The organism is Paenibacillus psychroresistens, assembly GCF_009728935.1.
Lineage (GTDB): Bacteria > Bacillota > Bacilli > Paenibacillales > NBRC-103111 > Paenibacillus_AC > Paenibacillus_AC psychroresistens.
The window spans coordinates 7,149,588-7,173,570 of the sequence record NZ_CP034235.1; the positions used below are offsets into that span (position 1 = coordinate 7,149,588).

The 23,983-nt window shown below is 40.0% G+C and carries 20 protein-coding genes; 1 reads left to right on the top strand and 19 read right to left on the bottom strand.

Annotated features, from left to right (window positions below; all coding sequences use genetic code 11):
- Nucleotides 1-94: 94 nt before the first annotated feature.
- The 14 genes from EHS13_RS32190 to EHS13_RS32255 form a co-directional block, all read right to left on the bottom strand.
- On the bottom strand, nt 95-862 hold the full coding sequence (locus tag EHS13_RS32190) for a phosphotransferase family protein (protein ID WP_227013645.1): 768 nt from the start codon (nt 860-862) through the stop codon (nt 95-97).
- Between the two features lie 275 nt (nt 863-1,137).
- Nucleotides 1,138-1,383, bottom strand: a complete 246-nt coding sequence (locus EHS13_RS32195; protein WP_155704290.1) for a hypothetical protein — start codon at nt 1,381-1,383, stop codon at nt 1,138-1,140.
- A gap of 88 nt (nt 1,384-1,471) precedes the next feature.
- Nucleotides 1,472-1,921: a hypothetical protein gene (locus EHS13_RS32200; protein WP_155704291.1), complete on the bottom strand. Its 450-nt coding sequence runs from the start codon at nt 1,919-1,921 to the stop codon at nt 1,472-1,474.
- Between the two features lie 442 nt (nt 1,922-2,363).
- Complete coding sequence (locus tag EHS13_RS32205; protein ID WP_155704292.1) at nt 2,364-3,290, bottom strand: GNAT family N-acetyltransferase; 927 nt, start codon at nt 3,288-3,290, stop codon at nt 2,364-2,366.
- A 180-nt stretch (nt 3,291-3,470) separates the two neighbouring features.
- A complete protein-coding gene (locus EHS13_RS32210) occupies nt 3,471-4,109 on the bottom strand; it encodes a GNAT family N-acetyltransferase (protein ID WP_155704293.1) in 639 nt (212 codons plus the stop codon).
- A 212-nt stretch (nt 4,110-4,321) separates the two neighbouring features.
- Nucleotides 4,322-5,794 (bottom strand): amidase family protein, encoded by a 1,473-nt coding sequence (locus tag EHS13_RS32215; RefSeq protein WP_155704294.1) that lies wholly within the window; start codon nt 5,792-5,794, stop codon nt 4,322-4,324.
- Between the two features lie 412 nt (nt 5,795-6,206).
- The gene (locus EHS13_RS32220) at nt 6,207-6,581 is read right to left on the bottom strand and encodes a hypothetical protein (protein ID WP_155704295.1); all 375 of its coding nucleotides are present in this window, start codon (nt 6,579-6,581) and stop codon (nt 6,207-6,209) included.
- A gap of 25 nt (nt 6,582-6,606) precedes the next feature.
- Entirely contained in the window at nt 6,607-7,587 is a 981-nt protein-coding gene (locus tag EHS13_RS32225) for a phosphotransferase (protein ID WP_155704296.1), read from the bottom strand.
- Nucleotides 7,588-7,662: 75 nt separating this feature from the next.
- Complete coding sequence (locus tag EHS13_RS32230) at nt 7,663-8,559, bottom strand: phosphotransferase enzyme family protein (protein WP_155704297.1); 897 nt, start codon at nt 8,557-8,559, stop codon at nt 7,663-7,665.
- A gap of 198 nt (nt 8,560-8,757) precedes the next feature.
- The gene (locus tag EHS13_RS32235; protein WP_155704298.1) at nt 8,758-9,633 is read right to left on the bottom strand and encodes a 23S rRNA (adenine(2030)-N(6))-methyltransferase RlmJ; all 876 of its coding nucleotides are present in this window, start codon (nt 9,631-9,633) and stop codon (nt 8,758-8,760) included.
- Nucleotides 9,634-9,714: 81 nt separating this feature from the next.
- The gene (locus EHS13_RS32240) at nt 9,715-10,116 is read right to left on the bottom strand and encodes a DUF4830 domain-containing protein (protein ID WP_155704299.1); all 402 of its coding nucleotides are present in this window, start codon (nt 10,114-10,116) and stop codon (nt 9,715-9,717) included.
- Between the two features lie 149 nt (nt 10,117-10,265).
- A complete protein-coding gene (locus EHS13_RS32245) occupies nt 10,266-11,171 on the bottom strand; it encodes an LCP family protein (RefSeq protein ID WP_155704300.1) in 906 nt (301 codons plus the stop codon).
- A gap of 392 nt (nt 11,172-11,563) precedes the next feature.
- Entirely contained in the window at nt 11,564-12,073 is a 510-nt protein-coding gene (locus EHS13_RS32250) for a hypothetical protein (RefSeq protein WP_155704301.1), read from the bottom strand.
- Nucleotides 12,074-12,267: 194 nt separating this feature from the next.
- Nucleotides 12,268-13,161, bottom strand: coding sequence for a helix-turn-helix domain-containing protein (locus tag EHS13_RS32255; RefSeq protein ID WP_162463358.1), 894 nt, complete (start codon nt 13,159-13,161; stop codon nt 12,268-12,270).
- A 145-nt stretch (nt 13,162-13,306) separates the two neighbouring features.
- Here EHS13_RS32255 and EHS13_RS32260 point away from each other — a divergent pair, with 145 nt between their 5' ends.
- Nucleotides 13,307-16,009: an MGH1-like glycoside hydrolase domain-containing protein gene (locus EHS13_RS32260; RefSeq protein WP_155704303.1), complete on the top strand. Its 2,703-nt coding sequence runs from the start codon at nt 13,307-13,309 to the stop codon at nt 16,007-16,009.
- Between the two features lie 225 nt (nt 16,010-16,234).
- Here EHS13_RS32260 and EHS13_RS32265 read toward each other — a convergent pair whose 3' ends face one another.
- From EHS13_RS32265 to EHS13_RS32285, 5 genes are all read right to left on the bottom strand, one after another.
- Nucleotides 16,235-17,095, bottom strand: a complete 861-nt coding sequence (locus EHS13_RS32265) for an Rpn family recombination-promoting nuclease/putative transposase (protein ID WP_155704304.1) — start codon at nt 17,093-17,095, stop codon at nt 16,235-16,237.
- A gap of 237 nt (nt 17,096-17,332) precedes the next feature.
- Nucleotides 17,333-20,326, bottom strand: coding sequence for a carbohydrate binding domain-containing protein (locus tag EHS13_RS32270; protein ID WP_155704305.1), 2,994 nt, complete (start codon nt 20,324-20,326; stop codon nt 17,333-17,335).
- Nucleotides 20,327-20,549: 223 nt separating this feature from the next.
- Nucleotides 20,550-22,205 (bottom strand): extracellular solute-binding protein, encoded by a 1,656-nt coding sequence (locus tag EHS13_RS32275; RefSeq protein ID WP_155704306.1) that lies wholly within the window; start codon nt 22,203-22,205, stop codon nt 20,550-20,552.
- Nucleotides 22,206-22,240: 35 nt separating this feature from the next.
- Entirely contained in the window at nt 22,241-23,011 is a 771-nt protein-coding gene (locus EHS13_RS32280) for a carbohydrate ABC transporter permease (protein ID WP_319633402.1), read from the bottom strand.
- A 114-nt stretch (nt 23,012-23,125) separates the two neighbouring features.
- A complete protein-coding gene (locus EHS13_RS32285) occupies nt 23,126-23,980 on the bottom strand; it encodes an ABC transporter permease (protein ID WP_227014078.1) in 855 nt (284 codons plus the stop codon).
- Nucleotides 23,981-23,983 lie beyond the last annotated feature (3 nt).

Genomic DNA, 23,983 nt, shown 5'->3' on the forward strand with positions numbered 1-23,983 from the left:
CCATCACCCTTTCCAATAATTGCTATCTAATCCTAGAAAAGATAACACAATAAATCATGTTTGTAAATACCCAGATAATGTATTTAGTGATGACCTATTCGTTAGGGCATTCACCTACTCTAGCCGTAATAATCACAGATAGATAATCAAGTATCATTTCTCGGGTAACATTCATTTCGATAAGATATAAGTCTGCCAGTGTTTTCTTAAATCGCAGAAGTGTTTCCCTATCATCTACATCTGCTGGAACTGGCGTATATTCCACCAAAAAAACAGTTCTTGCAACATCATATAAAAAATCTCCACGGCATACGTTCATGAAATCTATAACCATTGTTTGCCCGTTTGATAGTAATATATTACCAGGGTGAAAATCACCATGACAAAGTGTATCTCCATCATTTAATTTATCAAGGATTTCTAGTACTCCTTCTTGTTCCAATAGATTAGCAGATGATATGTTTAATAAATTTGATTTTAAAAACTCTTTGTAATCCTGTACATTGTTAACTCTGTTCTGAATGATTGTCTTATGAAGCCTTGCCATATGTTCCGCACATCCCTTAAGATCACCTGTCTCCAAAACCCAATCCAACAGGGATTCGCCCTCCACTTTGTCATATATAATACCTATTCGCTCTTCGTAATAAATAATTTCATATGCCTTTGGTTTTGCAAAGTTCATATCATTGATTGCCTTTGCGTTTTGAAACTCTCTTTCTACTGCATTTGAAGGATAGCCCTGATCAAAAAGCTTAAGCACCGTACCTTCTTCCCATTCATATACAGTTGCCGTATTGCCTTTACCAATTATCTCCCCAAATTTCAACTTTGTCACCCTGCCTTTCAAAACTAATTTCATAGTCGTTTCGATATACGTTTCAAATCCTTATTTTAAGCAACCATATCATATGCTGATGAGCGACTTTTGCATACGAATTCCAACTACATATTCGCCTGACAGTCTCTGATTCCAGAATAGATCAACTGGATTAAAGCCTTGTTATTTATAGAAGATTAAACCACGTAAAGTATACATCGAATCACTCCATGGCCACATTATTAGTCTGATACTGATTCGACGAAACTCCCGTGTTTCCTTTCCGATTGCAACTATACTGCCCTTAATCAGGCTTTTCAATTTACTCTACTTTTTGATTTTTTATGTTTCTTATAGCGGAATATAGCTATGGGTAAATTTATGATTCCAAGCAGAAAAGTCGTAAAGATTGGTATCAATTGAAATATAGTAGGATTTGCATTCCCATCGCCTACTGGTCCTATTTTAGGTTGGTTACTATCCCAAATTCCATATAAAACACCGAATAATGGTATGATAAGACATGCGATACTAGCAATTATATAAACTACAAACCTGTTCAAGCTTCACCCCCTCTGTATCCTAATAATCGAATGACTTAAATCGTGAATATGTTGTTAGCTGATGCTATCGACCTCGAAGCTTTATCTATCAAATTTCACTTAGTACTTGAGCAAAGCTCCTTAACGAGTTTTCCTTATTATTTTTAATAAACTTCTCAATTTTTGTAAGCGGAAATACTGTTCTATCTTGATCTGAAAGAACAAAGTGAATTCCTATTGAGTTTTCATAATTTCCAATAGATGGTTCAAAAATCATTGCTGTTTTATAATCAAACCAATGATACTCTCTTTTTGAATGTTTCTTTACTACCTCACCAAGATAAGATCCACATCGCAAAACAATTCTATTATATGTTTCATTAAACCAATTTTCTTTTCTACTTTTCAGAAGATATTTTTCTATGTATTTTAAACTTTCAATTGAATAGTCGAATTGTTCTGGTTTGAATTTTTGAGCATTTGGATCTTGTGGGTCTAAATAAAGGAGGATTGAGATTTCATGCACTTCATCATCAAATATATGGAGTATTTTTGTCATATTAACTCTCCTTTGAATAATTGTATTTACTTGCTCATCTCCTCCACTATCGTAACCGTTCTTAAGACAATGTACTCATAAATCATCTTTCAAACGTTTCTGCTCAGTTAATGCAAAATCATCATTAAGCTCGTTATTGTCCATGCAATTATTGCAAAACATATAGAACTGATGATTTTATATAAGTGGTTATGCTCCTTTTGTGCTACAACTGTGATAAAGCAATACATAAAAATAAAACCAATAACTGGCATAAAATAAAGTCCAATTGCACTTGACAACATTTGCATTTTCAACCCTTTCCAAAATCTTACAATAACCTTATTATGACAGTTATATTATTAACATTCAACTAATCTGCCAGTTACCTCAATAGAAAAGAGGAACTGCTGCATAGCAATCTCCTACGTTATAGGTTCCCTTTAGTTCAATAGAGTCTGCTTCACAACTTAGGCAAAAATGTAGTTACATAGTGTATTCTCTTATATTCTTGTTGAAAACCAAATTTGTTATATAACGACCTTGCCACATAATTTGTACTTTCTACGGTTAGCCGCACATCGTCAGCTCCTGATTGTTTTAATCGTTTTAGGATTTCCGATAACAACAATCTCCCAATACCTCGTTTTTGCCACTCTCGCCTTACAGCAATTGTTGGTATTCGAGCATGAGTTCCTCTAAGAATAGAAGAGATAAGACCAATAGTATCTCCAAATTCGTTTGTAATTAAGAGATATAGATTGGGATAAGAACTATCTCCCTGGAAATCATAAATTACGCTCTCTAAGCTTTTATTAACGCCAAATGCCTCGTTATATATATCGACCCAATCATTTGCATCCTCAAGCGTTGGGTTTCTGAAATGGAATCCTAACGGCTGACTGATGTCCTTCTGGTCAACCATGTTTTTCAAACAGAGTATCTCTAAGGTATTTTGTTCCAGCATTCCTAAGTTGACCCCAATAGTTACTTCTGCAGGAATACTCGTAAGTGCACGGTGCTTGAAGCGAATGAGCTTTAATTCTTGATGTGCAATACTTTCAAGTCGGTTAAATATGAAGTTAAATATCGCAGTACCAATCCCACGTCTTCGCCAATCCATGTCTACTGTCCCAAAACAATCAACAGCAATAAAAGTATTTTCTTCAACAAAGCACAATGAAAAATAACCGACGATCGTCTTCCTAATCTCAACAACGAAAGTATTGTCACGGATTCTTCTTAATGGTTCGTCCAAATTCTGATCGAACTCTGCCACAGTTAAACCGTTCAGCATGTGATATGGGTCGCGGTTAATCATTGTAACAATCCTGTCTGTATCCGACCCTATATGAACTCGAATTGATGCATCTATGTCCGAGTTTCCCACTGAACTTTACCCCCATACTTTATTCAATATCGTTCTCTTAGCAAAATCATTATAGTTCAACAACTTAAAGAAAATTTCTTTTTTTATTCAACTAATCTGCCAGTTACTTCAATAGAAAATAGGAACTGCTGTATAGCAAACTCCTACGTTATAGTACCCGTTAGTTCAATATCCTATAAATCACTTTTTTAGATGTTTATAATGAAAAGCCATTGCAAGTATATCTTCGGCTAATAGAGTTGCTAAATGAGTTCCCACTCCCTTATTCTTATACTGGGGAAGGGTTTCAATTCCAATTGCATGCGTATCCTCTGTAACAAAACTTGAATAAGACAAGCCAATTATCTCCAATCCATCTATTGCAGCAAAACCGTATCCTTTTCTCAAAAAATCATCTTTTGATGACCAAAATAGATCAATATTTTCTTTCACAAATTCTATATGAATTAGCTCTTGCCTCTCCCATTCCTGCAATCTTAAATTAATTGTTTTAAACCCCATAGCGTTTGACACAGGAGGCTTACGAAATAACTTCAATACCATTTGTTCAAATTGGTGAAGGTTCCTAGAGGCAAATATTGATTTCAGATCCCATTTATTGTGATGACCTGAAACTTCAAAATGGTCCAGACCAAGTTCTCTCATCCTAGGTACAATGTTACTAGTTATATAAACATCCAGCGTGTTGATAAATGTTTGATCGGTGTGGTCACCAATTAGGTAAAACCCTTGAATCCCCTTACTCCATACTAAAGCGCTATTTGGCAGCACAATTTGATCTACAAATATCCAACCAGGATTACTACCATCGATTACCATGCCAATATAGTTGGAAATTCATTCAAACCGTTCATCTATTGCAGAATAAATGTTCAAATAAGTATAAAATATCTATACACAAAATAGTAGGTGAAGTTCTTACTTAACTAAAGATTACTGCCCGTTACTTCAATAGAAAGAGGAGCTGTAGCATAGCAAGCTCCTCTGTTATCGTTCCCGGCTAGTTGAAAGCTTTATTTCTTTTAATTCTTTTAATTCTTTAAATTCGGCATTTTTCTATGTTTTGTTTTTTGTTCGAACGCAAATGCTATACGGATTAGTATCGGTTCACTAAATGCTGTACCAGCAAATGTAATTCCAAATGCTCTGCCATTTTCCTGAAATCCGGCAGGTACTGCGATGGATGGATAACCCGCTCTTGCACAAATATCGGCTCCGGCATATGCAGGAAAGAGGATGGCATCTAATCCATATTTTTCTATAGCAAAATCAATCCCCATTTTTTGTGCAAAATATAAATCAGTGATCGTTTTTAATATATATTCCGGATTTTTCAACGTGTTTTCGAAGGATAGCCGATGTTGAAATGAATCTTGACCATATTTCAAAGCTTTTTCCGCATGCTTATCGTTCCATTCAACCAATTCATTCAAAGTATGGACAGGTGCATGAGATGGCAAGCTTTGCAGATAATTTTCAATAGCATGCTTAAATTCAAAGCTCATTTTGTTAGATTTCCAGTCTTGATAGAATGAAGGGATTTCGATATCTTCCACAACAATGGCACCAGAATCTTTAAGCTTACCTACCGCATCATTAAATAATCCCTCATCAAACTCACTCATGTCATGATATCGTTCCGGCAGAATATTCCTGAAGATACCTATGGTTGCTTGTTTTAGACCATCTTTATCCAAAAATGCTGTATAGTTTATCGAAGAATGTTCATTCCTCCAGGTAGCGGGATCGCCATCGTCCTTCCCTGTCATCGCACCAAGTAAGATTGCTGCATCCGTCACAGTCCTAGCCATGGGTCCAGCGGTATCTTGGGAATACGTCCATGGAATGATCCCGAAACGGCTGATTAACCCAACTGTTGGCTTGATCCCAACGATTGCGTTCTGAAAAGAAGGGCTTAAAATTGAGGCAGATGTTTCCGTGCCAACTGCGACAGTTGTAAAATTTGCAGCTACGGCTACTGCAGAACCAGTACTGGACCCACCCGGTAAAAAATCCCCATATGGATTTTTGGTTTGTCCACCTACAGAACTGTATCCAGCCCACATGGAGGAAGACATGGCATTGGCCCATTCAGTCAGATTGGTTTTTCCGAGAATAACAGCACCTGCTTCTCTAAGCTTCTGGACAAGAAAAGCATCCTTCGCGCTTACATGGTTTTCCAAAGCCAATGCCCCCGCACTGGTACGCATTTTATCTTTTGTTTCAATATTTCCTTTCAGTAGAACTGGAATCCCATGCATGGGACTCCTAACACCAGATAATTTTCTTTCAAGGTCTAGTGCCTCTGCGATAAAGATCGCATCTGGATTCATTTCCATAATAGAGTTTAACTTGGTTCCACTTTGATCATAGGTTGCAATCCGATACATGAAATACATAACAAGTTCTCTTGAGGTAACTTCCCCCTTGTCCATGGCATCCTGTATTTCAAATATCGTTGCTTCTTCGCTATTTAGTTTTTTTAAGTCAAAGATATGTTCCACGTTTAGCCCTTCTTTCTAATTTTGAACATTGAAGATAAATTTTAAGTTATTATTTCATCACATTCTTGTTTGAAGCATATCATAATCTCAAATTTTTACATTGGGAAATATTAATTATAGTTTAATTTTATTCTTCAACTGCCCGATAGCTCAATTAAGCAGCCGTTTGCTCCAGAGCAACCTCACCGTGTAGATTACTGAGTTCTCCTTCTCCATCGGCTCAATAAAAAAAAGGAACTGCAGCATAGCAAGTTCCTCCGATTTTGAAACTGTTATTGTAACCAAAATGCTGTTAGAAATGATAGTATGGCATAAATAACTTAGTCACTTGCTTTTAATACTTTCAAGAAAATGGTTGGACTACTGTAACACTTGCCAGTAGGATCTAATTCAAGTTTTACTAAACCCACTTCTATAATTTTGCTTCTATGAGGGATAAATTTTTTGCGAACTCCAATAATTCACAAAATTCTTGATGATATTGTTTATGCAACTGAATTAAGCTTTCTGTAACAGTAGGACCTATAAATAATGTTCCTGAATCGGGAAAGGAAGCCAGAACATCAAACTTTAAATCAAGTTCTAGAATATTATTAAAGAATGTACTGAATCGTTTAAAATATGACTCTAAGTCAAGGATATCATTGTAAACAGCTACAATAATATGAGGTCGCATTTTAGAAATTTCATACATATTTGATGAGACATTTTCATCACTCAAGCCTTGCCAAATACCCTTGACATATTGCTCTAAATTATTTTCAAAGAAAAATTCGACAGCGTACACAATATATCATCTCTCTTTGCGGGATTTAATAAATTAATTTCCTGAAATACTCCATCTTGCTGTCAATAAATCTATCACCAAAGTCAGCTCCCCCGATTAGCTCTGATTCACTAAAACATAAGCCGAAGAGCCACAGTTGTCTAAGTGCAACGAATATAGAAACTACCTGAACATCATTTTCACTAAGATCTCTTACCTCCCTGTACCCGTTTAGAAAAGCTTCCCAGAGCCTTTCAACTTCGTCCTTGTTATGACGGCTGTGAATTTCTCTAGCTAATCTAAACTCTGCAATATCATAAGATCTCCACCCATAACCGGAAATATCGAAATCATAATGTGTCAATTTTCCATTGTCAGTAAATGCTACATTTGTATTACCATGCAAGTCACCATGACAAACGCCCCAATCTAAGCCTTCTTCAATCTTCATCACTAACTGTTCTTTTAATTTTATGATAATCTCATAAATACAATTAAAATCCTCTTGACGATGATCCATATGTAATTTAATAATGTTAAGCGGGTTCTCAATTAGATGGTCGAAGTTAAGATTACCTCTTACGTGTTTACTACTAAAATTATCTGTAACTTTATGAATTAGTGCAACGGATTTTCCAAACAAAAAACTATCCTCTACGGTACGAATAGGCCTTTCATTACCTTCAGCATAACTAAACATAACCCCATACTTCACACCCTCAGTGACAAAAAACTCATTTATGAGAGTGCCATCTATTTTTGTAATCGGTATTGATACGCATACATCATTCTGATTCAGATAATTCAATAAATCTAACTCAAAAGCAATCTCCGATTTATTCCGTCTATCTGCACGATAAACTCTAAACATATATTTACATGACCCAGTCTCTAAAATATATGTATCGTTCATGCCTCTAAGGAAGTATTTTAAAGTAAGGGGTTCATGAACATCATAATTGTCTTTAATATGCGATAATAATGCTTGCTTAGACAAGAGTGAGTATGCAACAGGAAATAAACTCAAAACTACACCATCCTTTTGACTTTTTTTATCAATTGCTATATCACTTGTTTGAATCGTTAGCTTAAGATAACCTCATCAAGTGGTTGGAACATAAACGGCTCTCCAATCATGTCTGAAAAAGGACTCCAATATTGGGATGGCATCGTCCTCCATTTTTCTAACCTGCTCATACCCACCTATAAAAAGCGCTCTCTGAAGAGGGAGTAACCCCATTATCGACTGAGCCATGTCGTAGAGATGATAGCCGAAACCACACCTGCCGAAATCGATCGCATACGGTTCATCGTCGCGAAAAACGATGTTGCCATTGTGTAAGTCTGCATGGATTATCCCATAATTCGCTTCATTGGGTTCGAACGTGTCGAGATGATTTGCCACTTTAGCTACGGCCATGGTGTACAACTCAAAGGCTTCATCTGAAATGAAATGACAGTGAAACCGTTGTAAATGTTCCCAATCACGTTGAAAGCTTACACTTCCCCAAGAAGGGCGCATGAAGCCGATATTCGGGCAAAAATCGGCACTTGCCTCGTGAAGGTTCGCTAACAGTGTCCCCATTTTTCGGATGCTCATCTCCGTAAGTGCCTTCTTATCCAAGCGCTCACCTTCGACCCATTTCAGCAAGGTCGCATAATATCGATGCCCACCGCTTGTCGCAGTATCCGTGACGAAAACTCCTTCCCGGTTCAGTACAGCTTCGGGCACGACAAGACCCTTTCGCCTAAGAGCAACCAACCATTCCAGTTCGGAGAGTGTCTCCTCCTGCGATTTGCTCTCCGGGTGAATGCGGAGCAAGAACTTCTCTCCCTCGCCGCTCTCTATGCGGAAGGTGACATGCTCAGATACTTGTATGAAGTGGATGGAATTCCATTCTGCATCATATTCCTGTAAGGCGTTAAGCGCCGCTTGTTTCGTTTGCTTCAGCGTATGAAGCCGATTTATTTCGGTATCGATTCGAAAGCCGTTGTTCATAATAACCCCCCTTTGTTGAACGCACTCTTAACAATGTAACAAACATGAAGGCTAGCTACTAGGTAAAATATCGTTTAACTCATTTTATCCTGCCAGTTACTTCAATAGAAAAGAGGAGCTGCTGCATAGCAAGCTCCTACGTTATAGTAACCCATTAGTTTAACAAAAAATGACAATGATTAAATTGATGCAACACTACTAATTTTTAAATGTAACACGTTTGTTTAAGCTTCCTGACGAACTTAGATAATTCACATTTTTGTAAGCACTAACTAAAATATCACTGGTTTGTTGCAAAGCAACAATCGATTCGATTGACAAATTGGCGATAAGTACCCCGCATCCTGGAACACCAGGGTTAACTGTCGTAATTGCTTCTCCAATTGACTCTATTTCTATTTCAATACCATTTAATCGATGTTCTTGTAAATTAACTTTGTTTTGTTCAAATACTTGAACCATTTTTTCATATATTTCTTTTTGCTCTAGTTTTGTCTCATAACCATACCACAACATCGTTTTTACTCCATGAGTCATTGATTTAACAAAGATATCAAAATAAGATCTCCCACTTTCGTTTAGATCAAATATCCTATAGGGATCAATATGTAAAAAGGTACTTTGATTTTCTTTTTCAATAAAATCCCATAAATTATCAATAGAATCACCTTGTATTGTTTCGACTGACAAAGTGTTATGAAGATCAGCATATTTCTTAGTTTCTTCTAATGCTTTGCTTTCAATATCGCAAAAAACATAGGAGACATCTGTTCCCAATAGTTTCATTGCTAAGCCTGATGAACCTAAATAATGAGTTAATTTATGAATGCTTTCCTGAATAGGTATTAATGTATTAAGGTAAGGAGTGTCCTTTAATTCTTTGAACTCGATCAAATCACTTTTAGCAAGAAGTGTAAAAATACCATAATTTCTTTCTGCTGTATGGTTTAATCGATATAATGGAAAAGCGGCATTTGATTCAATATACTTTGTTACATACTCTACTGATAAAAAGGAACATAATGGTATATGCTTCCATAAGTCACCAATTTCACCATAATGACTATATGACATAAGAACTCCTCCTTTTTTATAATTTCTTAATTATCAATCAAGTTAAATAGATTGTAAATAATAATTCTGAAGGAGAACAAGCTATTTATTTATTGTTCCTTCGTTGATTAACCTTTCTTTATCCTTCAAAGAAAAAACTCCAGGCAACCATTCCTCTAATTGTCCGTTTCCTCCAATTATATGCCCATTATATTCATAAATGGAGGCGTATATTTTCTTTCCTGTTTTTTGTAGTTCTTTTAGCATATAGGTTGTAATTTCAATTTCTTTATACGGCTTCAAATCAATACCTACTATTTGTGCATCTAATATAGGCTTCTTTGTCTCCTGAGTTCTTTCGCTAATTTTGTCCTCAATATGCCAGCCAAATGACTCAAGGTACTCAAAATGGTTATCGTAAATCTGCTCGGGTGGCCCTTTACTACAACCAATCAGAAAAACAAAACTACATAATGCAAGATAAACAATTATCTTCTTAACCATAATGTCCCCCCGATCTCCGGCTTTGCGGTATATTACGTATTTCCCGTGCCGAACGAGGCATGAGTTCGAGCCCTACACTTTATTATCTAGTCTAGCACTTTACTATTCAGTCTAATACTTTTATCTTCTAACAGCGTATTCCAGTGACATCAGCCATTCGATTGAATAACTGGGTTAGGAGTAGCAGTTGCTTTAGGTGTTTCGGTTGAAAATGGTGATGGTGATATACTTCCACCTGTTGATGGTATTGGCGTCTCGGTTGGTGAAACAGAATGAACTGGATCAACTGAAGCAACAGGATCGGACTCCGTTGGAATAATGGGCACACCAGATGAAGTTGGAGTACGTGTTGGTCTTGTCGTTGGTCTTGTCGTTGGCTTTGTTGTTGGTCTTTGAGTCGCTGTTGACTGCATATGGGTCAAGGGCTGCATCACTCCAGTTAAGGATTCCACAAATTTATCTTGAATATAGGATTGCAATAGCTTTGGATCGGTCGTAAGCACTTTAGCACCGTTAATAGTTCGCTCAACTAATAAATGAGACGGTGGAACTTGGATGCCTACAAAACCGGATGCTTTTGCATCATAGCCCAGGTTTGCAAGCTTAAGCATATCGGAAAAGTTAATATTGGTTTCAATATATGGATCGACGGCACTAAGAATCTTAGGCAATTTAATTATGCCGTTGGCACTCTGTAATTGCTCCGAGATAGCTGTCAAAAATTTGCGCTGTCTCTCGGAACGAGTGAAATCTGACATAGCATCATTGCGAAAGCGAACATATTGCAGAGCTGTGTTGCCGTCCAACTTCTGCATACCCTTTTTAAGGTGAATATCATAAACATGATCATCCTCTGAATCTACCCAATTCATCTCCTTCTCTACATCTATGGTCACGCCACTGAGTGCATCAACAACACCAATAAATCCTTTAAAGCCCATATAAACATAGTATTGGATGCGAATATTCAGTAGATCCCCTACCGTTTTCATTGTCAAATCCGGACCACCCAAGGCTAATGCAGCATTAATCCGTTGCTGTCCAAAGCCAGGAATCTTTACATAGGTATCACGTGCAGCTTTACGAGCTCGATAAACTCATCAATATCCAAGTAGCTTCTCCTTCCCGAATGGCCATTCATCCATATATTGTCACAGCCGAAAAATTGGTTCATCTGTTTGGAGCATATCATGCTAAATGAAGAAAAACCTTCCATGTAATCAATGATGGAGGGTTATTTGGCATGATAATAAAACAAGAATGCACTGAACAAGTCATACGACAGAAGGAGCAGTTGCCGCGGCAAACTGCTCCTTGATTTGTTGAGCTAAAATACTCGTTAGTTTAGCGCCCTCTTATAGTCTGAAGCTCATCGCAATTACATTCTAGTCCTTTGAAAATTTCTATAAGGCATAATCCATTAAATCTTTGTCTTTTTAAAAACTGTTTATGAAGGATACACTAGTCTAGCGCCACAGTAGGAACAAAATTTAGTTTCCATCGGCTCTAATGTGCTACTTGAACCACAACCTGCACATTCCACTTTTTTGGGGAAAAATTGCATTTGTTTAACCTCAGCTTTTTTTTCATACTCTTCATAAGAAATTTCGGCTATATTACGACTTCCCTGTTGATGATACTCAGATATATATTTATCTATTAATTGCTTAGCCTGTATCATTGCCTCATATTGGCTTTTACCTATGAAAAAGACAGCATTTTCATTAGAAAGAATATCTCTAAATCTTTTCATATTATTATTATCTTGGCTGCCTTGAAATAAGATCTTTATATATCCGCCTCTATTTAGAAGAGTTGGTTTTTTGAGCTCAATGGATGATATGCTTTGTAAATAGATCTCTTTATCAGCTTTTCCGCTAGATTTCTTAAATTTTAAAGCAACTTTTACAGTGTCTACTATCACAGAACCATTATATCCAATAAATTCTTGAGTCATTAAGCAAGCTCCTTCTAAAATAAGACTTATTTTACCATATTACCCTCACACAAAGTAGGCTTTTTTCTGCGCAAAAAATTTTATAATTAGAGATTGATACTACTTTAATCTGCCCGTAAATACATACTTCTTTTAGGGTTAGGAAATAGCTTCGTAGCTTTGCATTGTGCCTGATGATGTTCGGATGAGGCTCTTTAAAGTTTAGGGAGGGTCTGTTTCTCAACAAACTGCCTCGGCGAGCAGCCGAAATGCCTTTTGAATAATTGATAAAACTGGGCCGGACTGGTAAACCCTACTTTACCGCTAATTTCAGTTACAGACCATGCTTCTGTTAGCAAGAGCTGCTCTGCTCGTTTCATTCGGCGCATCTGGACATAGGAAGTAAACGTCATACCCATTCCTTTTTTGAACAGCTTGGCAAAATAGCTGCTATTATAGTTCAGCTTATTGCTTATATCCGCTATTTGGAAATAAATTTCCAAATTTTGTTCAATATAGACAAGTGCAGGACGCAATTTCTTCGCTAGCTGTGGATCCATCGGTTTGATGATGCGAGCATCATCAATCTGAATTAACGTGTACATGAGCTGTTTCAAGCTAGCATTTATAGAAAGCTCGTAGCCCCGCTGTTGTATCGTCATATCGAGCAGCATCTGTTGGATAAGCTGGTGAATGACTTGTATGCTTGTCGGATATTTACGCAGCGTTTCATTGAGTTGCGTTAAATTAGCCGAGCGGCCGGTAAATGCGGCGAGATACGGAAGCAATGATGGATCCATAAAAGCTGCCATATCAACATGGCAGACGATATACAGCAGATCGTCATCCCCATTTTTATGGGATCTGTGCAGTTCATTGGAGCCTAACATCACCACATTACCAGCTTGAAGATTATAGCTGAGATGTGTTGTTTCCATCGTCAGGGTACCTTGCAGCACAGCGATCAACTCCACCTCTTCATGATAGTGCCAAGGCCCATATTGATCGGATGTTTGCTTAGGATGATGTAGGGTCCATATTTTAATCCGAAAATTTGGATCTGCATAATCCACATGTTCTTTATCGTAAGCTGTCAGATTCACTGGCATGGGGATCCTCCTGCAATTAATTGTTATTTCCATCATATCATGAATGTCCGTTTTCAAGATAATTGTAGCTTATATCAAGAGGCATTTTTGTATGTACTCATTTAAAATAAAGAGAAGAACCTACATTTCGAAGGAGCACTATACAATGCATGAGATCGAGACACTCCCTGATGACCATGATCTTAGACTACCTGCTTGGGGACCTTATACCAAACAATACATGGGTATCTCCCATATCAGCGATCAAGCGCGAGGCTTGCGTTTTGATCTTAGTTTAATGCCTGGCTTCTACAGGAGAAAAATGGATATTCCCAGCGTGCTGTGGGAATCTGGCTATCACCCATGGGAGGCAACGGCGGATTTCAGCTTCTTCTCCCACCGCCATGAGCTTGAATGGAAAGATCGAGTCTATACCGACATTTCCTTTAGCCGTATCGACGATCAGTGCCGACTGATTCGAGTATCCTTCGTGAACCAATCCGAGCATCCGCAAAACTTGGTACTGCACTGGATGGCTTCGCTTCAGCCGCCTCGCCTTCTCGGGCACGGTGACGTACAGATATGTGCGGATGCGCAGCTGCCCGAGGGCGCTGTTTGGGTTGATGCGCTAGATTATAGCGAATTAAATTTCGCATACCCACGACCGTCGGACGGCTTGGTCTATGACGGTTTTCTTAGGGGTGAAATTCGAGGCCAGCATTTTACCGGGGGGGCCGCAATAGGATGCAACTTCGGTGCCGACCTAGAGGACTTGCTGCGTTATGAGATAAACCTCGCAGAGCCTTTGAAAAACGGCGTGTTTTTGCTACGCTACCAAACGGAGAAAAGCGGGGAGCTGGAGCTGCAAATTGGACATCAGACATACCGATTCGATGTAGAGGCTTCCAACTCCCTGAGGGTTGCCCGTCTACCGATCGGGACGCTTGCAGCAGGAGACTTCACGCTCATCTTATCTGCTTGCGGCTCCGGCCCCTTGGTGCTGGACGGCTTTACCCTACTCGAGCACAACGCTTGCGAGGAGGTTGTCTTTGTTGACCGGCCCTGGCATATCGAGCCTGAATTACTGGAAGGGCCTGTTCCTGGCAGCCTAATCCTCCGATATATAGATTGCCCGTATCATTACGGTCTTTTGTGGAACTACCCCGATGTAGAGATACGACAATATAAAAACGACGAACTGGATCGGTATGCCCGTCATACGGTGCATAATCACGTTGATGCCGTCTTGCAGGGTAATGGTAAGGGGCACTTTACTAATGTGTTCATGCGTCCCATTCATGTCGTACCCGCTTCATCGAAGATCCTTCATGGCATGGTCTGCTCTGGGACGTACGAAGAAGTGCTTGCATCCCTAACAGCGGTTTCGCTAGACTACGACAAATGTGAAGACATTTATAAAGCTGAAAGTGCGAAGTTAATTCCGCCTCCCTCCTATGCTGCCGGTGGCACCTATGCGTTTAGCCAGCAGCTAATGAGAGCTACGCTGCTAACCAATACAGTCTTCCCTGTCTACACCAAACGCAGTTATATTCGCCACAATACGCCAGGGCGCTGGTGGGATTCCCTATATACATGGGATTCAGGGTTTATCGCACTCGGGTTCTCCGATTTGGATGCAGCGCGCTCAATAGATTGCTTGAACGCGTATATGACAGAACCTGGTGACCGCCAGACTGCCTTTATTCATCATGGCAGCCCGGTGCCTGTGCAGCATTATGTGTTTCTTGAGCTGTGGAACCAAGGGCAGTCTCTCGCCTTCTTGAATCATTTTTATCCGCGATTACGTCAATATTACTTGTTCCTAGCCGGGAAAATTAACGGTTCTACTACTGGCATACTGCGCTCCGGGCTACTTAAGACATGGGATTACTTCTATAATTCCGGGGGGTGGGACGACTATCCGCCGCAAAAATATGTGCATGCGCAAACGCTGGAAGCAACAGTTGCCCCTATTGTGACAACGAGCCAGGCCATTCGTATTGCTAAAATTCTGAAAATGGCTGCCGCAATGTCGGAGAATTGGCAGGAAGACATAAGGGAATACGAGCAAGATATAGAACGATGGAGTCATGCTTTGGAGAAGCATGCGTGGGATGAAGAAGCCGGTTATTACGGCTATGTAGTGCATAGCGAGCAAGGTGAGCCAGAAGGCCTTCTACGGCACAGCTCCGGGACCAATTACAACATGGGGATGGATGGGCTTTACCCGCTAGTAGCTGGCATTTGTACCAAATCACGTGCTGATCGCCTTGTTGCCGCTCTCTTCGATGAAAAACGATTATGGACGCCAATCGGCCTGTCCACCGTTGACCAAAGCGCGCCTTATTATCAGGCGGATGGCTATTGGAATGGTGCGGTTTGGATGCCGCATCAATGGTTTTTCTGGAAAACCATGCTCGATTTAGGTTACTCCGATCTTGCTTTCCGCATCGCGAATACGGCTTTAGACTTATGGAAGCGTGAGACCGAAGCCACCTACAACTGTTATGAGCACTTTATCGTGCAAACAGGTCGAGGCGCAGGATGGCATCAATTCGGCGGTTTGTCGGCTCCGGTCATCAATTGGTTTGCTGCTTATTACCAGCTTGGCAAAGTTTCCACTGGTTTTAATGTTTGGATGCTACAGCAATCCTTTAACGAAAGCTATACGGCGTATCAGGCGGAATTTCGCTATGCCAGTGAAGCCGAACAAGCCTTCAGCATCGTGGTCAATATGGCAGACGGCGTGCACTATGAAGTTGAGGGAACATGGTGTACGGTGCACTGGACGATTAACAGCTGTGGTGGTGTAGAAATGTGCATTACTGATTGCATGCCACAAGCCGCTGTCCGGATCCGTGCGTGTTAAATGATTATTACGCAACAGAACCCGCTATCTTCGGCGAATTCTGTTTGTGCTATTTTACCTATCCTCCCTGGTTGAGATTTTTCATGTAAATAATAATAACACTCTAAATTTTGCTTAATAAAATGTATTTATTAAAATTAATTTTGTGATTATTTATGTTTTTTATAAAAAACAAAAAAAGCACCAGCCAATACGTAATAATACGTTTGACGGCGCTTCCCCCTATCATTCCTGAGTAATCTTCAGACGTTTAATCTCTTCAATTGAAAACCCTGTGAGTTCATTAATTAACGAAGGTTCTAACCCTTTAATAAGCATTTTTAATACCACTTCAATCTTTCCTTCAATCTTTCCTTCAATCTTTCCCTTGACTTCCCCATCTGAAATTAAACTGTTGCGTTCAATAATAGAATGTTCACGAGCTTCATAAAGTCGCTGTGTTTCTTCATCGCTACAAAGCCATTCGAGCCGTTCTTCCGTTTTCTTTATTACTGGATCCATATCTATCAACTCCCTTAGAATAGAATCAGATAATTTTTCATCTAAAAAAAGCAACCACCGATGCAATGGATCATTAAGATCATAATCAGCCTTAAGAAACTTATAATGCTCAATAAAGTGAACTTCCATAGCATCTGTCAGCATTAATGATTCTTCATGATCCTCATAGAAATGAAAGGTAGTATGAAATCGTGAAATGTCGAATAAGTTAAAATCCACAATATTAATCGTCACAGTCCGTTTCAGATCCTCGTATTTACCACCTGATTTTATTGAGCCTACATATAATTTGCTCAAATAAAACAAGGTCCTTCTTTTCATATTCTTATTATCAGTCAACTGCATTTCGATATTGAATTGTTGATTGTCTTTCGATTCAGCACGAACATCCAGTCTACCCGTTTTGTCTTTTATCCATTCTTTGTTCAACCCGATATTAGCTTTCACTGACAAATCAACTATTCGAGCATCTCCCACTAAACGGAGTACTGCATTTAGCAGTGATATCAGACTTTCTTTACCCTTTTCGTTACCAAATAATAATTGAAATATTAAATCATTCTTAGGCTTTAAACTTCTTGTCATTTCTATCGCAACCCTTCTCCTAGTATAGCAAAATAACCCTAGTTTGTTAAGCCGCTGCTCTTTATAAAAGAACAAAAAAAGGCACCAACCAACACGTAATAATACGTTTGGCGGTGCTTCCGTTAATATTAGTATATACGCTCTGTCGATTTGCTTCAAGCAAATCTATTGTCACCAGATTTCCAATCATAGCCATCAAATCAAATATATTAGAGACAGAGATTTGAATAACCTATACTACTTATAAATCTTTACATTATCTACATTTGTACTACCTGTGTTAGCATCTGCTGCATAGAATTCTATTTTGCTTATATCTGTTACAGCGAATCTAAGTGCAACCTGACTAAGCTTCTGAACACCATTTATATACAAGTCAAGCTTATCTGTATCCGTATTTATGACTAATTTCAGATCATACCACGTACCTGCTGTAAATGCTTGTACAGTTTGCCATGTTCCATTAATGTTTACCTTAATATTGCCATTATCAAATGCAAGCGTTTCTGCCCCAGTTCCATTACTGCTAGAGATATAAGGCATACACCACCAATTTTGGGTAGAATCTCTTCTAACTCTTGCTTCTACTGAAACAGTACCACTTACGGGACCAAACGTCTTATACATGGACGTCTTATTTCCTAGGGTAGTGTTAGATTTACTTATCAAAACACTCTTATCCGAAGAATCCGGAATATTCTGTACAGATACTGTACCTACACTTGTGTCTAACACCCACCCCGAAGGCGGATTGCCTGTGGTCGTGCTGTTAAATTCATCATCGACATATTGAGCACTAACTTTATCAAGCTTGAAATAGTCGACAGCTGTCCCATAACCCGTAGAAGCTGAATTCTTACCCGTTACTGTAAACCTAAAGCTATGCATGCCAGCACTTAAAGTCGTTGTACCTAGATCAACCTCTCGATAGACCAGTGTAGAGTCATACGCATCAATAAGTGAACCTTTGTTGATCCCATCAATTGCTAATTTGGAAATGCCTCGGTTAGTGCCTTTTTTGACGCCAATCTTAATAGTATAGGTACCCGCAGTGGCAATGTTAACGTTATTATATTGAACATATTCATTTACACCTTGTAATTCAGCACTACTCCAGTGGTCATTACTTGGGCCAGCGAGCTCGGATATAGATGCTAATGTACGACCTGCAGTTATACCAGCCCCATCGTTAAAGTTTTCTGTTTCATAAATTGCATCGCCGTCAGAAGAAATAGTCCCATGAACTCTAATAATTGCGATGGAATAAGCTTCAGATGAATAATTGATTTGATTACCACTTACACTTGTAGTGGTTGTTCCTTGATTAACTTCATTTAAGTCTGTACTCAGCCCATAGTCAATACCGTTTAGGTACCAACTATCTCTGGCATCCTTATTTCCTGCAATTATTGGTTTTAAGTAAGTCACATTTGCTGTAGGGGAAATATTGGTCATGCCATTGATTGCAACAGTACTATTGATAACATTGGCGCTATTATTAATAAGCTTTAGAATTAAATCACCAGTTTCTGTATCTTTGCCCGCTACAACGACAAGCTTTGAATCTCCTGATTGTCTAAAGCTAACATTATTATCTGCCAAATTATCTGCCCACATCTTCTCTGTGTGGTAATAATTCGTTTTAAACACATTCGCATTATCAAAATCGATTACTTTTCTTAACAGTGTAAAGGCGGACATGTTTAGAATATCCCCATTTTTCTCGAATACGGCTTTATTTATAGCTGCATCAAGAGCATCTATTAATTTTCCATCCCTTGCAATGGAGCCATATTCTCCTATCATTACCTGTGGTTTAGAGCGGTCATATCTATTAATGAACTCGATCCATCCAAGACTACCTCGGCCAAAATAATAGTGGGCATCCACTCCGTACGCACCTAAATCAGCGCTAAAGTTGTAAAGCGAATGAGAGTCTCCTGCGGTTACAATCAGTTTGAGTGCAGGATACGCAGTGTGAACAGCATTATATATTTTCGTAATATCTGCTCTTGCATTCGTGCTGTCATACTCCTCATTTCCTAGACCGAGGTACTCGATATTAAAAGGTGCTGGATGTCCCATAGCGGCACGTTTTGCCCCCCATGTTGAAGTGGCGCTGCCGTTGGCAAACTCTACAAAATCCAGCGTGTCTTGTGTAAGCTGAGCCATTTCCGGACTATTAGGGTCTAGAGCACCGGAGATGTGGGTGGCACCAACTGGAAGGACGGGTACGGCAACCATTCCCATATCTTCACTTAACTGCAGCCACTCAAACATGCCCATACCATTTGATATATGGTCTGTCGTCTCATACATATTCCAATGTGAGTTGTTATACTCCTTACGCCCTTCAATAGGACCTACTTGATCCTTCCAATTATATCGGTAATGAGAATCATGTATGATGCACCCACCTGGAAAGCGCATAAAACCAAGATGCATTTCCTCAAGCGCAGTTCCCATGTCTAATCTAACTCCATTTGGACGGTTATTATAGGTTACACTAGGAAATACCGATATAAAGTCCAGATATACATCGCCTGTTCCTTTAGCCAATACGACCCATTTTGCATTTGCATCCGTGGTATTGGCCGTAATGGTACCTGTATATTTAACCCAATCCGTCGTTATAGCATTAATGGTAGCGGTTCCATAATCTAATCCGGATTGATTAGCGATTCCTATCGTTATGGATGAGTTAAAATTTGCTCCTCTTTTTGCATAAAGCGAATAATTATAGGTAGTTCCGGATTTCACACTGACTCCATACCACCCTGCATTGGATAATCCGACTCCATTTCCTGTTGCAGTAACATTTAAATGCACATAATGCGTATTTACAAGGTTGAGAGGGCTGGCGTTTTCCACTGTAATTGTTCCTGCTCCGCCATCACGATAAACCTTAGTCCATCCTGCTAAAGGATGATTATATATCCCTCCGTCACCGGAATTAAATTCAAATGAGCGGTTAAAAACCTTCTCTGCATAAAGACCCCCGTCAACTGCATTATGAAGGTCTTCCGTGAATCCACCTATCAACTGCTGCGAGACTTTGTTACCCGTAACATTAGCGTTTACAGCAACACTTGCTGTAGTTGTGGCCGCGTATGCGTGTTGGCTTACTCCTACTACCCCCACACCAATTACACTAAGAAACATTGAAACCATTAAGATTATTGCTGTATATTTTCTGACCCCCGTTTTTACATTAATACCATTTTCATTCATAATATTATCTTCCTTTCGCAAATTTATTTTGTATTAAACAGTAGCAGTAGTCCTCCAATCAGATTAAGCGCTTTTCCAATTCCTTTATTTACTTAATTTCATATATACTATTAACGGGTAACAATGGTACAAGTTACCCGTTAATAGTATAAGCCGATGATTAAACAACGGCTTATATGAATCGAAGGAGTCTACAGGATCCTCACCTGTATTCGTTCGTGATTTACTTGTTAACTTCATCCTTCTGCTTGTTCACGATATCCCAAACATCCTTCGCCAGAAACGCTTTTTCTTTATTGTCCGTGTACCAGCTGTTCATAAAGTCCTCCAGCTGCTTGCCGCCGGCTTTATCCCAAGCAGACTTCATATCCTTCATCCCTTGTTCGGTCGAATATTTATCCCCACCTACGATTGTCCTCACTTCCAGGTCAAGAATCTCCTTGTCCACGTTCGTTTTGATCACATTCAAATCGTTGCTGAACGGCGGCATGTGCTCACCTACCGCGATTCTTGGATACTGCTTGCTCGGATCCAGGTACACCGTTTGCGCCAGCTTGAACAAATCTAATGCCGATTTTTGGTCAGGAAGATCCTGATTGAATTGATTTTGTACGTAGTTACATTTGTTGGTAATTCTCGTCATGAACATTGCATAATCGCCCGCATAACTCACTTCGCTTTTCAATTTGGCAGCGTCGCTGACTTGTGGACAGCCGTTCGGGCCTTTTGTGTAATGAGTGCCTTCGTCGCCAGAGATCAATTTGCTTGCATTGTCCGGTTTCAACATGAAATCGATAAACTTGGCTGCCGCCACTGGATCTTTCGTTTTGGCATTAATGACCGTTGTCATCTGCACCGGATTTTGTACCTCTGCCGTAAACTCGCCTAAGCTAGATTTCGGGAATGCGATAGGTGTCACTTCCGCTTCAGGTGCATTTTTCTTCAAAGTAGCCAGGTCATTCACCAAAAAATCAAACCAATTGACATTCGGGTGCATGTACATGCCGACCTTACCGTTCAAGAAATCTTGTTTAGCCTTTGCTCCAGTCTTATCATTGATGTAGTCTTTATCAAGGACACCAGCATCGAACAAGCTCTTTCTGAACGCCAGGGAAGCGGCTTTGTTATCCCAAGCACGAATTACTTTGCCGTCCTTCACTGCCCAGTCCATATCACCAAAAAATCCCTTCACTAAAAGTTCTGAGTTCCAGCTCATATTCAATCCGTAGGTATCCTTATTCCCATTGCCATCAGGGTCTAGCTCCGTAAACGCCTTAGCGACCTTCAGCATGTCTTCCGTCGTCTTGGGTGCTTCCAACTTCAGCTTCTTCAGCCAGTCAGCGCGGATAAAGATGCTTTGCAGCGGATACGCCTCGTTCATTTTACCTATTTCATACAGCTTGCCATCCGGCTTTGTACCGGCATTCTTCAGCTGCGGGTTTTCATTTAACAGCTTTTGATATTCAGGCATATCTTTAAGCAAATCGTCAATTGGGAGCAGCTGCTTTTGATCATAGAGAGAGTTGCGGAAGTTCGTATCATATTCATTGATGATGTCAGGTGCAGAGCCGGATGCGAATAACACGTTGAATTTCTTGGTGGATTCGGCGCGCAATACCGGGACGAATTTCACATTGGCCGGGCCGTTTTGATTCATCCACTTGGTCCACCGATTGTCCTCATAAGAGCCCTCTGAAGCGGCAACGCCACCGCGGTCGTACATCGATGAGGTAATGTTGCCCTTCTTGACTGCAACCTCAGTCCCGGTAGCGCTGCTTGCTGGCTCCTTCGATTTGCTGGAACAGCCGGCAATGGCCACTGTACCTACTAAAATTGCTGTTAAAGTAACGCCCATCCATACTTTCGAGTTTGATTTCATACATTCATCCCTCTCTTTTTTCCAATTTAGAAGACTTAGCCTTTGATCGATCCTAACATAACGCCTTTGACAAAATATTTCTGCAAGAACGGATACACCACCAACATAGGAATCACCATTACAGTAATTGCTACAGACTTAATCATTTCTGTTACCATCATTTGCTGCTGTACCACATCTGTCGTTGCACTGGTCAATAAATCGTTACTACTCATCATGGCTTGGACGACAACAGTTAAATTCTGCATGCTTGTTGTGTTAATATACATAAGTACACTCATGAAGGCATTCCAATAACCAACCCCATAGAACAACCCAATTGTTGCCAACATGGGCATGGATAGCGGTAAAATAATCCGTCCGAGCAGCGACCATTCCGAGCACCCATCGATACCTGCTGCCTCCTCGATTTCTTGTGGAATATTCTCGAAGTAACTGCGCATCAGGAGCATATTGTATGTGCTGATGAAGCCGGTTAACCACAAAGCCCAATAGGTATCGATTAACGATAAGCTTTTGACTATCAAGTAGGTCGGAATCAAGCCACCGGCAAACAGCATCGTGAACACCATTGCCAAAGTTAGAAAACGTCTGCCCATTAAATATTTGCGGGATAGCGGGTACGCTGCCAAGGTAGTGCCTAGCATGGAAATAACGACACCAAATATTGTAATTTCAACAGAATTAATAAAGGATTTAATAGCCGGGGTCGCGGTAAAAAAGAATTCGTAAGCAGTCAGCTGGAAGCCGACTGGCCAAAAAAACACATGTCCCGATTCCACGGATGAACGCTCACTTAAAGACACTGAAATAATATGAAGAAAAGGAAGCACGCAAGTTAACGCTAATACTCCAAGCACCACGTAATTAATGGTGTAAAACAGCTTATCCCCTTTCGACGGCTTAATTTGAAACCCCTCCTAAAATAATGCATAATCATACTTGCGCGCCAGCCAATTGGCCAGAAGAACCAATGTGAAGCTAATAACTGATTCAAACAGTCCCATTGCTGTCGTTAAGCTGAACTGCGCCTGTTGAAGTCCAATTTTGTAAATATACGTGGAGATGACCTCTGAAACCCCGGAAACAGCGGCATTTTGCAGATTATACACGTGGTCGAAGCCTACTTCCATAACACGCCCCATTGCCAGGATAAGCAACAGAATGATCGTATTGCGGATACCAGGAATGGTAATATGCCAGATTTGACGACCTTTGCTCGCCCCATCCATCGAGGCGGATTCAAATTGTGCAGGATCAATCGTCGTTAAGGCCGCCAAGTAAATGATTGTGCTGAAGCCCATTTCCTTCCACACACCTGAACCAAGAAAGATGAGCGTCCATGACAGTGGATCGTAAAGGAATGACTTCGGTTCTACTGAAACCAGCATCAGCACTTTGTTCACCGAGCCATAGTCCGCTGCAAACAAGGTTAGGACAATGCCAGACACAATGACCCAGGAGAAGAAATGCGGCAAATACAGAATCGTCTGCACCCATCTCTTAAACCATGTAGTCCGCACTTCATTCAGCAGGATAGCTAGTACGATAGGGATTGGGAAGCCGACGACGAGATTCAGCAGGCTCAGCCAGAACGTGTTCCATATGATGGAAAGCGTCTGAGCGTTGGAGAACAGCATCTGGAAATTCTTGAAGCCTACCCAAGGGCTGTGAAGAATGCCGTCATAGAAATTGTAGCTTTTGAAAGCAATGATCAGCCCGCCCATCGGAATGTACTTAAAAATGATGTAAAAGGCAAGAACAGGTAGAAGCATGAT